Here is a 14,434-nt window from a genome sequence, read left to right as displayed (position 1 = left end):
TAAAATCCATCGACCACGAGTCATTATGTTTGCTCGGTGCGCTTAATGGCTCCGGTGAGCGTGTTGGTACACGGCGTTTTCCTTTTCGTCTAAGGTTAAGTTTAAGCATGTTATACACTCGCTCAACACGCTTTTTATTCCATACTTTGCCTTGATGCCTGAGTCGTTTAAATAGCTTTGGCATGCCCCACCTTGGGTGCCGCTCAGCAAGCGCTAACAAAGCATCAATCACATCATCATCCGATGGTCGCTTGCATTTATAGTAATAAACGCTTCGACCTTAAACCCGCCACGTTACAAGCAAATGCTACGCTAACCTCAAACCGTGCTCGTAAGTGTTCGACCCAAGCTCTGCGTCTGCTTGTTTTCACAGCTTTTTTGAGATGATTTCCTCAAGCATTGAATGTTTTAAACTGAGAGTTGTAAACATATCTTTTAGCTTGCGATTTTCATCTTCAAGCTCTTTTAAACGTTTCACATCAGAGGCCTCCATCCCACCATATTTAGAACGTCACTTATAAAACGTACTTTGACCAACGCCGTGTTTACGACATATTTCTGGTACAGGCACACCAGATTCAGCTTCTTTGATCATGCTCACGATCTGTGTTTCAGTAAACTTACTTTTTCGCATCGTAAAATTTCGTTCTTATATTGATAGAAATTCTACTTATGAACTGTTTCAGTTTATGGGGGAGTTACAAATATTCTCCAGAAAGAATTATTCAATTAAGAGAAAAAGGATGAATTAAAAGTGTTTTTCATTTAATATGGGTGAATTACTATTGTTTGGAAATTCGACAAAAAATTGATGTTTGTAGCTTGAAATAGTGTAGCTCTGACCACATATAAGTTGTTGACTAATAGTAATAATATTATCAAAAGGAATTGACTGAAGTGAAAGATGTTATTTTAGACTTTCTTTACGTGATAGCTCAGAGAAGGCTATCCGCAGCTCGTAAATTGATGCAAGTAGGTTTAGCTGTTGCTGTTGCAGCTTTAGGCGTTGGTTCTCTCGTATTTTCAATGTCATATAATGGTATTGTTCTCACTGCTGATACTAAAGGCTCAGCAGTTGCTCCTTTCCTTATAAATATTTTACTGGTTATAGGTGAATTAGCACTAGTTTCTGGAATTGCGCTGGAGGTTTATCAGCAGTTTTTTGGGGAGGGGTCGTCTGCAAAAAGAGCTAAGAGTATTGATCTTAGGAGCTTATCTAAAGGCAGTGCTCCTAAATTATCAACAGAGTTCTCTAATACAATTGAGGCCTCAGGAACACGAGAGTCGTTGTTTTTACAGCAGAAAACAGATGAGTCACTTGAAGATTGGCTTGATAGATCAACTCAGGCATTAACTAACTTTGCTCAAACCGAATTAGTTGAACTAAACCAACATGAAAGTGAACATCCATTAGCTATAGGTGCAATTGCTCATATCCCTCACTGCTTCACTTTAGGCTTTTTGGTGGCAAACAGACGTTTAGTTAATTATTACTGTTGGGACCGTGATTCAAAGAAGGAAGAAAAAAGTCGGTGGGTAGACACCCGCGATAAGAGAACGAGAGGTCAAAGTACATCTGAAGGCATTAAACATTTTCTAAGCGAAAGAATTGATGACGAAAAAGAAGTAAAAAGACTGGGTTTGTCTATCGAATTGTCAATTAAGTCTGATCCAGAAGTATTTCTTGAAAAAACTGAATTGGATGCGGTCTGCCAAATCAAACTACCAAAGCAATATATTGGTAATCTATTTTCCGAAAAAGAGCAGGTAAAGATCATTAGTGAAATTCGTGACCTAATTAATAACCAGTTACTAAAAAAATACTCAAATGTAGAAGAGCTGCACATAACAATAACAGCGCAAAACTCCTTTATTATAAGATTTGCTGCTGATTTAAATCAGAATCATATCCCAAGCAGTATTAAAATTTATCACTTTGAAAACAATAGCTATCCATGGTGTTTTAACCTCAGTCCTAATTGTGATGAGCTTAGTTTTACCGTGTTTAAAAGCAATTAGATGGAGTTAATTTGACTATGCGTAACAACGAAAATTTATTACAAGAATTGGCTGATAATTTAGACTTGCCAGATGGCGCATACAAACAAGCAATAGATCGCTACCAGAGTTTAGGTAAATGGTTTGGACGCGATGAGTCGTCAGTGAAAGATAATGATCCTCACATTTTTCCTCAAGGGTCATTTCGATTGGGCATTGCCATCAAGCCACTTTCTGGAGAAGAGGAGTATGACTTAGATCTTGCGTGTAGCTTGCGATCCGGTATTACACCAATGAGTCATTCGCAAAATGACTTAAAAGATATAGTAGGTAACGAATTAGAAGATTACCGCAAAGCTAAAGGTATTTCTGAAGAGCTTGAATCTAAGCATAGGTGTTGGCGTTTAGAGTATCAGGATAATTTAAAGTTCCATATGGATATTGTACCTTGCATACCGGAAAACGAGGTTAAGATGAAAAGCCTTGCAAAGGCTATGGCTAGTCGAGGGTTGGCAGAATCGTTTTCAAAAGAGGTAGCTGACAATGCTGTAGGAATCACGGATGACAGACTTGAAAATTTTGATGGCAAGCCTTCAGAGTGGATGATTAGTAATCCAGAAGGTTACGCCCGATGGTTTGAGAGCCGTATGGTTGAAAATTTTCAGATAAAAGCAGCATGTGAAGCTTTGCAAGTAGACGATGTGCCAGTCTACAACACTAAAACGCCATTGCAACGTGCTGTTCAAGTACTGAAAAGGCATCGTGACACAATGTTTAAAGAAAACCCTGATAGTAAGCCAATATCAGTAATCATTACTACACTATCCGCTACTTATTATGACGGCTCTAGTTCTCTTGAATCGGCATTTTTATCAGTTTTAAAAGGGTTAAAGGAATTTTCAGATTCCGATTCTGATGTTGTTCTTAACCCGGTAAATCCAGAAGAAAATTTTGCGGATAGGTGGTCAATGCCTAATTACAAACACCTAGAGCTAAAAAAGAACTTTCACCTTTGGGTCGATCAAGTCGTTAGGGATTTTGAGTACTTATTTACTTCGGACAATCTAGTAATGATTTCTGAGTCAGTGTTGAAGAGCCTGTCTGTTTCTATTGAGCAAAAGCAACTTGTATCGATATTAGGTTTATCTTTGGCTGCAACTAAGGTAACGGCACAACCGAAAGCGGTTAATGAACCTGTGTCCAAACCATGGCATCGTTCTTGAGGCTACTTTGAAGATTAAAGGTTTAGAACGTTTTTTCAAAGAAAATCCCTTAATGGGTTACGGACCAGTAACCCATGACGGTGAAATCCGCTTAAATGGAAAGGTGGAGTTGAACCATAGTTACGAAAATTACCCAGCAGTGCAACAATTGATTGATCTGAAAATTATTATTCCTTCAGGTTATCCAAATACTCAACCTGAGTTTGAAGAAGTGGGTGGATTTGTACCTAGGATTGATGAATTTCATATAAATCCGAGTGGAACATTATGCTTAGGTTCGCCATTTAGAATAGACAAATATTTGCGTGTAAATTCGGATTTCTTAGAGTTTTTTAATGCTTTCTTTATCCCATATATTTACGCGGTAGCATTAAAAAAAGACCATGGCATAAACTTTGTCTTTGGTGAATTAAAGCACGGTTCAGAAGGTGAGTTAGAAGACTTCGCTTCAGAAATAGGCTTAACAAATAAAGAAGAGTTGATTGCTTGTGCTCATGCGCTATCTCAGAAGAAGCGAATTGCTAATAAAGGACCGTGTCCGTGTAACTGTGGCTTAAGGTTAGGTAAATGCGAGCTGCACTTGCAGTTAAACAAATTAAGAAAAACATTACCCAGAAAATGGTACAGAAATTTCAAAGCTAGGCTCTAGTTTATACGAATAAAAAGTAGACAAGGAACATCAATGTGGTCAGATAAAGAGTCTTCTGTAGACTTTCTAAATTTCAATGAAACGGCAGAATCGATAAAAGATTTAATTACTGAAAGGGAGTTAATGCCAATCAGTGTTGGCGTTTTCGGCAATTGGGGAGCCGGGAAATCCACGATCCTTGAATTAACCAAAAAGTCATTGGATGAAGAGGGTGATTATATTCAAATCCGCTTTGATGCGTGGACATTCGAAGGATTTGATGACGCGAAAGCCGCATTATTAGAGACTATAGCATCTGAGCTTCTTAAGGAAGCAGAAGGTGATAAAGGGCTTGTAGAGAAAGCGAAAGAATTTTCAAAAAGAGTAGATGCCATAAGGCTTCTTAGTTTGATGGCAGAAAGCGGAGCTGCATTATCCGGTATTCCATTGTTTGGCCTTGGTCAAAAGTTAGTGAGTTATTTTGATGATGAGCCAGATAACGAGCTAGAAGAAGGCGAAGCAGAAAGTGATTTTGAATTAGGGGATGTTGCTGAAGTAGCTGACAAAGTTCAAAAGGCCGCAGCTAAGGGAAAAGGCATAATAAAACCGAAGAAAAAGCTTTCTCCACCCACTGAAATACGCAAGTTTAGAAGTGCGTATGCCAAGCTCTTAGAAGGCTTTGATAAACCACTAGTCGTTTATGTTGATAATCTTGATAGATGCTCACCAATAAATGCGATTTCAACACTAGAAGCAATTCGTTTATTTCTATTTTTGCCAAATACAGCTTTTGTCATTGCGGCTGATGAGGACATGATTCGCTTAGCGGTGCAGCACTTCCACAAGGGCGCTTCGATACGTCACCAAAAAGATTACTTAGATAAACTGATCCAAATACCTGTCCACGTTCCTAAACCCGGCGTGGAAGAAGTTCGAGCTTATCTGATGATGCTGATAGCATCTGACAAGAAAGTAGACGTTGAAGAATTCAATAAAATAAGAAATAAACTCGAAGAGTCGCTCAGGCTCTCTTGGCAACAAGACCCAATCACAATTGATGATTTGATCGCAGATTGTAATATCGACAATGTTGAAGAAATCAGAGCTGAATTTAAGGTTGCAGAGCAGTTAGCACCAATATTGGCAAGCTCATCTCATATTAATGGTAACCCTCGAATTGTTAAACGATTGCTTAACCAAATTCGTATGAGGCTTAAAACTGCTAAGCGCAGAGGAATGCAGCTAGATGAAAAGACTATAACCAAACTGGTTATTTTTGAACGTTGTATGGGAACTCAAGCTACAAACAAGCTTTACGAACTGATTGATAAAGAGAAAGGTAAGCCAGAAATAATCGCAGAGATGGAAAGCAGCGATACGGATTTTAAAGTTGAAAAGCTACCTGATGAGTGGAAGGAAGATTTAGAATTTTTGGAGCAATGGGCAGAGCTTCAACCTCCATTTGCAGAACAAGACCTAACGGCAGCAGCATACTTAAGTAGACAAAGTATTCCTATGGGGGCTATTAACGCAGTAATGTCTGGTGCAGCTACGAAACTATTGGATGGTTTATCAAAACAGAAGAACCGAATTAGTGAAGCTAATTCAAAACTTTTAGATGCAACGCCTCAAGAAGAATACCTATCCGTAATGGATGCCCTTGTTGAACAGTTTAAGTTAATCGAAGACTGGAAGAAATTACCACTAGGTATCTATGGTGCAAGACTTCTTTCCCTTAAAGATGATAAGTGTAAAAACGTATTCTTAACGTATATCAATACAATCCCAAGCCAGCGTTGGATGGTGCCAATTGTTAATGAATTAAAAGGAGGTAAGTAATGGGTACGTCAGCGTCAGCGTCAGGTCCTAATAATCAAAGCCCTTTAGTCCCGCCGTGGGCCGAAGAGGGCAATTCTGTTCAGTTTGGCACTGGTGATGGTGCTTATGGAGAGCAAGACGGAACAGGTAGTGGTGAGCAAGGTGATGACCAAAGCTCTAATAGCGATTCAAATCAAGAAACAGACAACAGTAAAGTACAAGAAAAGATCCCCGGTTCTAAACACAATGAAGCCACACCAAATCGCTTAGTTGGAGCTAGAACGTCTTTTGGTGAATATGCAAAGGGAGGCGGTGGTTCATCTAATTTAAGAAGCTCTCTGCGAAAATACGCCAAAGGTTCCGGCGGCGGCTCTGGGACCAGTCGACGACTAGCTAGCGGAATCACGGCTGGTACTAGTCTGTTCAGAATGATGAGTGGAGATAGTGTTAAAGCGAACTATGAATCGCTATCTATTTCCGATCTTAACGGCTTATCAACCGATCAAGCGATTGACCGAATCACAGAGCATCTGACACCAGAAAATGGTGATGCAGATGCTGTTCGAGTGGCTTTAGATTACGCATTGGCGGAGGCCCTGCCCGATGTAGAAGACTTCGATGAGAGTGTTTTTACTGAAGAGGTGATGCATGAAACACTTTCTTGTTTTTTAACTGATTTGATTTTTCAAGACATTGTTACAGGTATGGGAGAAGCGTGGTTTCATACAGAGCATGCTAGTAAACACCATCGGATGGAAGAAGAGCTTAGGGAATTAGTAAAAGTGGTTACACAACAGCAAGTCGAAAGCATTACTCATGGCAATGCGGGGAATATAACGAAAGATAACATAGACGAAGTACAGATCGCGGTGATTACTCAAACTGTTGAAGTATGGGAGAGTTACAATGATTAACTATTACTTTCATAATGATCCTTCGAAGCTTCCTGATTACTCAGAAGACTGCCATCCAGTGCAGCTATACAAAACGCATGACTATGACAAAACTAAGCATAGTAAAGCTTCTCGCTCACTACTTGAAAAAGTCAGAAAGTTGGGCGTACCAATAGATGCAGATGCAATAGACTTAGTAACAATTGCTTCTGCTGTTACTGCTGCTGATAGTTTCGAGTTACGACAGAAGGCGGCAGATGCTTGGTCAAGGCAGATGCATCTGCACATCCCTGTAAAGGATGAAAATTTATGGACCTTGCTTTCTGATAAGTTGGTTTCACTTCTTAACTTTTTGACTGGAGATCAATGGAAATTCACGTTTTTCCAAAGCACAATGGAATTACCCAAGCCAATCAACAGTAATAATGCAAAAAAAATCTGTAATTCCCTGAAAGGTTTGAATTCGGTATGCTTATTTTCAGGTGGACTCGATAGTGCTGTTGGTGCAATAGACATTTTGAACGCTAAATCCAAATATAAGCCTCTACTTGTAAGTCACACATATAAGGGTGATGGTGAAAAGCAACGTGCCATAAAGTCATTGCTAAAATCCGATTTTGCTGAACTATCCTATAGTATTTATCCAAGTTTAATGGAGCCTTTAAAAGGTAAAACCGACATTTCAATGCGCGGAAGGAGCTTTAACTTTTTGGCTATGGCGGTGTTAGGAATTATTGCTCTAAGAAATGCAAATGATGGTAGCACTATAGATACTATAATAGTTCCAGAGAATGGCTATATTTCAATAAATCCGCCATTGACGCGAAGGAGAATTGGCAGTCATAGCACGCGAACCACACACCCATTCTTTTTAAACAAGCTTGAAGATCTATTAAGGGATGCTGGCTTCCACGTGAAGTTTGTTAATCCCTATCAGTTCAAAACTAAAGGAGAGATGTTAGCAGAATGCAAAGATCAGGTGGCTATTGCGAAAGCCATACCGTTAAGCGTTTCTTGCAGCCATTGGCATAGAAGGAATATTCAATGTGGCTACTGCGTACCTTGCTTAATTAGAAGGGCTTCTGTCCATCACGCCAATTTTAAAAAAGATGCTCCTTATGAAAACCATAATATTAAACCAATAATAAAAGAATATAAGAAAAGAGACGATATTCAGTCAGTACAAGCTGCAATTATTCGTTTGAACAAATCAAAGGACTATCGGGGATGGTTACGCCAAAGTGGGAATTTGCCGTCTGATCCAATTATACGTGAAAAGCTTGAATCAACTATTGAACGTGGTTTAGCAGAGGTTGAATCATTTTTGAAGGCAGCAACAGTATAATGATGGATATGCACTGTCATGTGGATCTTTATCCTGATCATGACGTAGTTTTAAAAAATATAGAAACTTCAGGCTTTTATGTTCTTTCCGTCACCACTGTACCTTCAGCTTATGGTGGAACTAAAAAGTTGACTGAGAACTTAAATAATTGTCGAACCGCTTTAGGTTTGCACCCACAGCTTGCTCATATGAGAAGTAATGAATTGCCATTGTTTGACTCTTTATGCAGTGAAACAAGGTACATAGGAGAGATAGGACTTGATGGCTCTAAGGGGTATGCAGACCATATAGAGGTGCAGAAGGTAGTGTTTGAGCATATTTTAGCTAAATGTAGTGAATATACAGACAAAGTTTTAACCATTCATAGTTTGAATGCGGTTGATGCGGTACTTGAACTGTTGAACACTTACCCTGATGCAGGAACGCCTATCCTACATTGGTTTCTTGCTACAAAAAAACAAGTTGAAAAAGCGATAGTACGCGGTTGTTATTTCTCTGTAGGGCCTGCAATGCTTCATTCTAACCGCGCAAAAAAAGTAATTTCGTGGTTGCCAAGAGAGAGAGTTCTTCTTGAAACAGATGGACCGTTTGCCAAAGTGAAAGGTCAAATTCAATTTCCTTCTGATGTTGAAGCTGTAGTTGACTATTTGGCAGAGTTTTGGGGAATCCCTATAAGTGATGTTAATACTACGCTAAGGACTAACCTTAAGCTGCTCGTGAGTTAATTTATAAGGAAAATAATGAAGTTAACTGATCACATGGAGACTTTTCTTAAAAGCGAAGTCAATTTAAACCAGCATAGAATTGATACGTTAGAAAAGCGAGTGGGCATTATAATTGGGTTTATTCAAACAAGTGAAGTCTTTCGTTCTTCATTTGCTAAAGCTATACCCCAAGGAAGTTATGCTCAAAGGACTATCATTAAACCAACTCCCAAAAAGCAAGAGTTTGATGCAGATTTAGTCGTCTATTTAGATAGTATCTGGGGCTGGAAACCAAAAGATTATATCGAGCAGATATATCACCTGTTCAATTCCTCACCTACATATCAAGGAAAAGTATCAAGGCATACTAGATGCGTTAAGCTTAACTATGCTGGAGACTTTCACATCGATATTGTTCCATGTGTAAGGAAAGGAATAATATTGAAAGAGGGTAAAATCTGCAACAAGGCGACTAATAAATACGAATCTTGCTCTAGCACCGAATTTACCAAATGGGTAAATAAAAAAAACTACGCAGTTGGAAATAACAACCTTTTAAAGGCAATACGATTAAGTAAGTATTTAAGAGATTACAAACAAAATTTCTCCGTGAAATCCATACTACTAACAACGTTATTAGCTGAACGAGTGACTGGGTGGGAGTATCATTGGGGAACGGATAAGTTTAAAGACCTTCCTACAACTCTTAAAATATTATTTAACAGGTTAGACAGTTGGCTTGATAAGCAAAAATCTATGCCGAATGTTAGTAACCCTGTAGCGATTGATGATGAGGACTTTAACCGTCATTGGGATGAACGTAAGTTTCAGAACTTCAAGACTCAGTGAAAAGGTATAACACGTGGATCAATATGGCTTATCTTGAGAGAGATAGGGCTGCTTCAATCGTTAAATGGCGCAGAATTTTTGGAGATGGCTTTGCCCCCAAAGAATGTGTAGCAGTCACTCAAAATCACACATCTTTACCAAGCAACTTTCATGATATTGAATGGCCTACGTCAGAATCAATTTGGAAGTTAAATGTAGAAGCAGTATTGCAGAAAGAAGAGTCATCTCCGTTTCTTGGTAATTTGTCTAACTACACCTTACTCCCTAAAGGGCATGTTGTGCGTTTTAGCATCCTTGATGAATTGGATCGCCGAACAAAAATTTATTGGCAGGTAGTGAATTCAGGAGAGGAAGCCGAAAAGAACAAATGTCTACGCGGGGGATTTAAAAAAGGTAAGTTAATAAGAGAAGAGTCTACCTCTTATAAAGGTAGACATTGGGTGGAAGCCGTAGCGGTAAAACAAGGCGTCTGCATTGCTAGAAGTGGGCCAATAGCCGTTAATATCGCATGAGGAAGCTAAACCACATGAGAACAATAAAACTAGTTTCACTTTTAATCCTATTAATCACCTCCTATATAGCTTCGGCGGATAAGCTTAGCAAAGAGGAAGGTTATGTTTATATTGCTACCTTCAATGTCTACAAATTGGGAGCTGGAGCTGAAAAATACAAAGCTGAAAAGATACCAGAAGAGTTAAAAGGCAAGATACCTAAACGAATTAACAATATTGCTGATGTTCTTGCAGTCGGAGAGTTTGAATTAGTTGCGTTACAAGAAGTAGCTTATGGTCATAGCGGTGAAGCCGCAGAAGCTGCGTCATATGAGCCTTTTCAGGTATGTATTGATAAAGACCATACCAACTAAGTAACAATTAGAAGTAGTAAGTAATTAATGAAGTACCAATATCATGACTGGCTAAAAGCACTGGCTGCACATTTTAATTTCGTAAATGCTGTCCAATTCGGTGAAAGCAAATTTAGCTATGAGATAGGTGAGGTTAGACACGAGATTCCTATAGAACAATTGCCAGATTCAATGCAAAAGGAAAAGTCTTGGTTCTGGTACGACTTGGAAATTATTGTAGGAGAAGATTTACACAAATTTCGTTTGACTAATGAGAATGATGCTACAAAGTTAGAAAATTCTTTTAAGTCTTATGTAAAAAATTGGTATAGAGAAGAAGCAAGAAAAGAAGCAAGAAAAGAAGCAAGAAATATGCTTCCACAAATTAATGAGGCTAAAAGAGAACTCATTTCATTTTTAAATGCTGAACAATTTATAAAGAAAAGTCATCTTAAAGCTTTCTTGAAAAAGGTGAATAGACCAAACCTCAATATCAAAGGGAAAAAAGAATTTTTCGATGAGGGTGAGTTAACGGCAATATCTAAAATCACTCGTTTTTTCAATAATCCCAATGAAATATTAGAGATTATAAATACTCGATTCATTAATAAAGAAATTGAGTTGCATGGAAAGATATTAAATGGGTTGAACGATTCACAGAAAATCGCTTGTATTATAGACGATGATACTAATTTAGTTTTAGCTGGTGCTGGAACTGGCAAAACGAAAACTCTTGAAGTTAAAACTCGCTACCTAATCGAAACAGGTAAATATAGACCTAATGAGATACTGCTGGTCGCATATGGCAATAAAGCTAAAGACGAACTTGTTAAAAGAGTAGGGAAGCCTACAGGTGTTAATGCCGTTACGTTTCATGGTTTTGGTCGCTCTATCGTAGAGAAGCACTTAAATCAAAGAGTGATTCCAGATCCCATGGCAGAAGACGATAAGTTAAAGCGCAAATTTATCGATGATGAAATAGTAAGGCTACTGGACAATGATAGTCACTTCGTAGATTTAGCGATTAGGTATTTTGAAGAGTTTCTATATCCATATAAAAACCCTTTTGATTTTAAATCTTTGGGGGAATATTACGAGTATATAAAGGCTAATGAAATAAGAGCACTATCCGGGGATAAAGTAAAAAGCTATGAAGAAATGGCTATAGCCAATTTTCTATACAAAAATGGTATCAAATTTAAATATGAACCCCGTTATGACAAAGAAATAAACTTTGTTGGTTTCACATCTTATCAACCAGACTTTTATCTTCCAGATTATGACTTATACATTGAGCACTATGGTGTAAACGCTGACTTTATAGCACCAGACTATATGAATCCCAAAAAGTATGCTTCTGATATGCAAAAGAAAAGAAGGATTCATAAAAAAAATAAAACAGACTGCATTGAAACCTATAGCTTTTTGAAACAAGAAGGAAAGTTGTTGGAGTATTTGGAGTCTGAGCTTAATGAGCGCGAAGTGCAAATGAATCCTATCCCAAAAGAGTCGTATTTAGATGCGCTAAAAGAATTGGGAGCTGTTACCAAGTTAGCTGACCTAGCATTTAAAGCTATTGGTTTAACAAGGACAATGAATCATACGATTCCTTCTTTACGTGAATTAGTACAACAATCAGCTACGCCAACACTAGTGGCTGCGATAGATATTTTGGAGCCATTGTTAGAACACTATTATACGCATTTACGTGTTAATAACACTGCTGATTTTGAAACGATGATTAACGATGCCATACCAATAATTGAGCAAGGTTATTACCGTTGCCCATACAAGATAATCATGGTGGATGAGTTTCAAGACATATCTAATCCACGTGCAGATATTCTCAAAGCACTACAGAATTATGATCCTGAATTGGTTATTTTTGGTGTCGGGGATGACTGGCAAGGGATTTATAGATTTACAGGTGCAGACCTTCAATTGACCTACAACTTCACTGACGAGTTTGGAGATGGTACCGAAAAAAGTTTAAATGAAACATATAGGTTTAATGACAAAATTAATGATGTTGCTAGTAAATTTGTAAAAACCAATACATCACAAAAGCGCCGAGATTTTACTGCTAGAGAGGTTGATGATCCTAGAGTACATATAGTGAAGACCACTGAGGCAGAGCAGCAGGATAAAATCGTCGATGTCATAAATTGGATAGCTCAAAACGAAAAGCCCGGAAGCATACTTCTTCTTAATAGATATAAGTACAAAAAGCCCAAATACCTTTCAGAGCTTCAGCAATTAGCAAAACGTCTTGGCCTAACACTAAGGTTTAATAGTTGTCACGCAAGTAAAGGTAAAGAAGCCGAATATGTAATAATCATGGATATGCTTCGTGGCAAAAATGGATTTCCCGCAGAAAAGCTTGAGCACCCATTAATAGAGTTCTTGCTTCCTAAACTTGAGGAGTACCCTCATGCAGAAGAACGTCGCATATTTTATGTTGCATTGACCAGAGCAAAACATCAAACATTCGTGATATCTATAGAAGAGAATTGTTCTGAATTTGTAAAACAGTTACGAGGTTATGGTAGTAATTTAATAAACCAAGACGCTATAGCCCCAAGTAAATTGTCCCTAAACGTCACAGAACTAGCCTGTCCAGTATGTGAAACTGGTAGGTTGATAAGAAGAGGAAATGGTGGAGTTAGCTCTTGTTCAAATAAACCCTACTGCACCTACAAAGAGTTCAACTGCAAAGCTTGTACATCTCAAAGAAAACTGACCGATGGAGCATACGTTTGTCAAAACAAAAACTGTGGCAAGAAAACCCCTGCTTGTCCAGTTTGCTGTGGGGAATTAAAGCCTACTAGAGGGAGGCGTGGAAGGTACTGGGGATGCTACAAAGGCTGGGATAATTGTAAAGGCTCGCTAGACTGGTCAGTTTATAAAAATGATGAAAAGGTGATCATACCTAAAAAAAATCAAAACAGATAACAGTCTCTAAAGCAGAAACATGCCAATAACAATAACGTATAAATAAAGTGTGAATATTTAGACCTTGGCTGACACATTTTTGTATATTTACATTGTGTTAGTTGAGGTTTTAGATGAATAGAAAAGAAGAACAAGAAGTTAGACGTAAGCTTAAGGTTTTAGATCACGCAAAAGAAACAAGAAACGTTAGTAAGACCTGTCGCTACTGGGGGATATCCAGAGATACGTTTTATCGTTGGAAAAAAGATTATGCAGCTAAAGGAAAAGCAGGGTTAATCAACTCTAAGCCATGTCCCGAAAATCCAGCTGTTCGAGTTGATCCGATCATCGAAGAAAAAATCTTATATTTACGTAAGAACTATCATTTTGGGCAAGCTAAAATTAGTTGGTATTTAGCTCGTTATCATGGGCTAAAAGTCTCCATATCAGGCGTTTATAGCGTGCTTTGTAGACATGGACTTAATCGTCTTCCCCAGAATCTTAGAACGCGGCAAGTTAAATCCGTAAAGAGGTATGAGAAACAGGTTCCTGGGCATCATGTTCAAGTAGACGTTAAGTTTCTAACCTTCAAAGATAAGTCAGGCAGGAAGGTGCGTAGATTCCAATATACAGCTATCGATGATGCTACGCGTATAAGAGCATTGAAAGTTTACGAAAAACACAATCAAGCATGTGCCATCGACTTTATTAATTACGTTGTTGGTAAGTTTCCGTTCCGCATTAAAATGATACGTACAGATAATGGCCATGAATTTCAATCTAAGTTTCATTGGCACTGCGAGGATCTAGGAATGCAGCATGTGTATATCAAACCAGCTAGTCCTAATCTCAATGGAAAAGTCGAACGCTCTCATCTAACCGACAAGAGAGAGTTTTATCAGCTATTAAACTATAAAGGAGACGTTGATTTAGAGGCCAAATTGGCTGAATGGCAGGCGTTTTATAACTACCATAGACCACATGGTGGCTTGAAAGGAAAAACGCCTTATGAGATTCTAGTTTCGAAAATGAGAGCCTAGTTATGGCTTGTCAGCCGAGGTTTCAAGACCCACACCTCAAGATAGCTCATTGGAGTTTGATCTCCTAGTGCATCGTGAGGCCGTTCATAATTATAAATATCTAACCATTCATCTGTAATATCAAGAGCTTGTTGAAGTGATTCAAACAGATATAAATCCAA

14 protein-coding genes and 1 pseudogene are annotated in these 14,434 nt (G+C 38.3%); 12 read left to right on the top strand and 3 right to left on the bottom strand.

Translation table 11 applies throughout. The annotated features are described in order from the left end of the window. Both A7985_RS26140 and A7985_RS27195 read right to left on the bottom strand, forming a co-directional pair. On the bottom strand, window positions 1–232 hold a 232-nt coding region (locus A7985_RS26140), incomplete at its 3' end, for an IS3 family transposase (RefSeq protein ID WP_141685446.1). 197 nt (window positions 233–429) lie between these two features. Continuing rightward, window positions 430–634, bottom strand: a pseudogene (locus A7985_RS27195) (transposase); the annotation flags it as partial. Between the two features lie 263 nt (window positions 635–897). On the opposite strand from A7985_RS27195, the gene A7985_RS25070 reads away from it, so the two are divergent. From A7985_RS25070 to A7985_RS25015, 12 genes are all read left to right on the top strand, one after another. Continuing rightward, complete coding sequence (locus A7985_RS25070) at window positions 898–2,019, top strand: SAVED domain-containing protein (RefSeq protein WP_065793118.1); 1,122 nt, start codon at window positions 898–900, stop codon at window positions 2,017–2,019. A gap of 17 nt (window positions 2,020–2,036) precedes the next feature. Continuing rightward, window positions 2,037–3,221, top strand: coding sequence for a nucleotidyltransferase domain-containing protein (locus A7985_RS25065; RefSeq protein WP_065793117.1), 1,185 nt, complete (start codon window positions 2,037–2,039; stop codon window positions 3,219–3,221). Then, the gene (locus tag A7985_RS25060) at window positions 3,187–3,870 is read left to right on the top strand and encodes a hypothetical protein (RefSeq protein ID WP_065793116.1); all 684 of its coding nucleotides are present in this window, start codon (window positions 3,187–3,189) and stop codon (window positions 3,868–3,870) included. Before A7985_RS25065 ends, A7985_RS25060 begins: the two co-directional genes overlap by 35 nt. A gap of 33 nt (window positions 3,871–3,903) precedes the next feature. Continuing rightward, on the top strand, window positions 3,904–5,688 hold the full coding sequence (locus tag A7985_RS25055) for a KAP family P-loop NTPase fold protein (protein ID WP_065793115.1): 1,785 nt from the start codon (window positions 3,904–3,906) through the stop codon (window positions 5,686–5,688). Then, on the top strand, window positions 5,688–6,581 hold the full coding sequence (locus A7985_RS25050) for a hypothetical protein (RefSeq protein ID WP_065793114.1): 894 nt from the start codon (window positions 5,688–5,690) through the stop codon (window positions 6,579–6,581). Before A7985_RS25055 ends, A7985_RS25050 begins: the two co-directional genes overlap by 1 nt. After that, on the top strand, window positions 6,574–7,905 hold the full coding sequence (gene qatC, locus A7985_RS25045; RefSeq protein ID WP_065793113.1) for a Qat anti-phage system QueC-like protein QatC: 1,332 nt from the start codon (window positions 6,574–6,576) through the stop codon (window positions 7,903–7,905). Before A7985_RS25050 ends, qatC begins: the two co-directional genes overlap by 8 nt. After that, entirely contained in the window at window positions 7,905–8,630 is a 726-nt protein-coding gene (gene qatD, locus A7985_RS25040) for a Qat anti-phage system TatD family nuclease QatD (protein WP_065793112.1), read from the top strand. The genes qatC and qatD overlap by 1 nt, the downstream gene beginning before the upstream one ends. 15 nt (window positions 8,631–8,645) lie before the next feature. Next, window positions 8,646–9,458, top strand: coding sequence for an SMODS domain-containing nucleotidyltransferase (locus tag A7985_RS25035; protein WP_065793111.1), 813 nt, complete (start codon window positions 8,646–8,648; stop codon window positions 9,456–9,458). A gap of 23 nt (window positions 9,459–9,481) precedes the next feature. Continuing rightward, a complete protein-coding gene (locus A7985_RS25030) occupies window positions 9,482–9,970 on the top strand; it encodes a nucleotide-binding domain-containing protein (RefSeq protein WP_065793110.1) in 489 nt (162 codons plus the stop codon). A 14-nt stretch (window positions 9,971–9,984) separates the two neighbouring features. After that, window positions 9,985–10,323 (top strand): HAD family hydrolase, encoded by a 339-nt coding sequence (locus tag A7985_RS25025; RefSeq protein WP_065793109.1) that lies wholly within the window; start codon window positions 9,985–9,987, stop codon window positions 10,321–10,323. Between the two features lie 27 nt (window positions 10,324–10,350). Continuing rightward, entirely contained in the window at window positions 10,351–13,254 is a 2,904-nt protein-coding gene (locus tag A7985_RS25020) for a UvrD-helicase domain-containing protein (RefSeq protein WP_065793108.1), read from the top strand. A gap of 113 nt (window positions 13,255–13,367) precedes the next feature. Further along, window positions 13,368–14,273 (top strand): IS481 family transposase, encoded by a 906-nt coding sequence (locus A7985_RS25015; RefSeq protein ID WP_065793107.1) that lies wholly within the window; start codon window positions 13,368–13,370, stop codon window positions 14,271–14,273. On the opposite strand, the gene A7985_RS26135 is transcribed toward A7985_RS25015, so the two are convergent. Further along, window positions 14,270–14,434 carry an integrase core domain-containing protein gene (locus A7985_RS26135; RefSeq protein ID WP_141685445.1) on the bottom strand — a complete coding sequence of 55 codons (165 nt, stop codon included), beginning with the start codon at window positions 14,432–14,434 and terminating at the stop codon, window positions 14,270–14,272. The two genes, A7985_RS25015 and A7985_RS26135, sit on opposite strands and share 4 nt — an antisense overlap.

Origin of the sequence: Pseudoalteromonas luteoviolacea (assembly GCF_001696455.1) — a bacterium.
Taxonomy (GTDB): domain Bacteria; phylum Pseudomonadota; class Gammaproteobacteria; order Enterobacterales; family Alteromonadaceae; genus Pseudoalteromonas; species Pseudoalteromonas luteoviolacea_C.
Note: the sequence above shows the minus strand (reverse complement) of the source record. Positions and strands in the feature narration are given on the sequence as shown.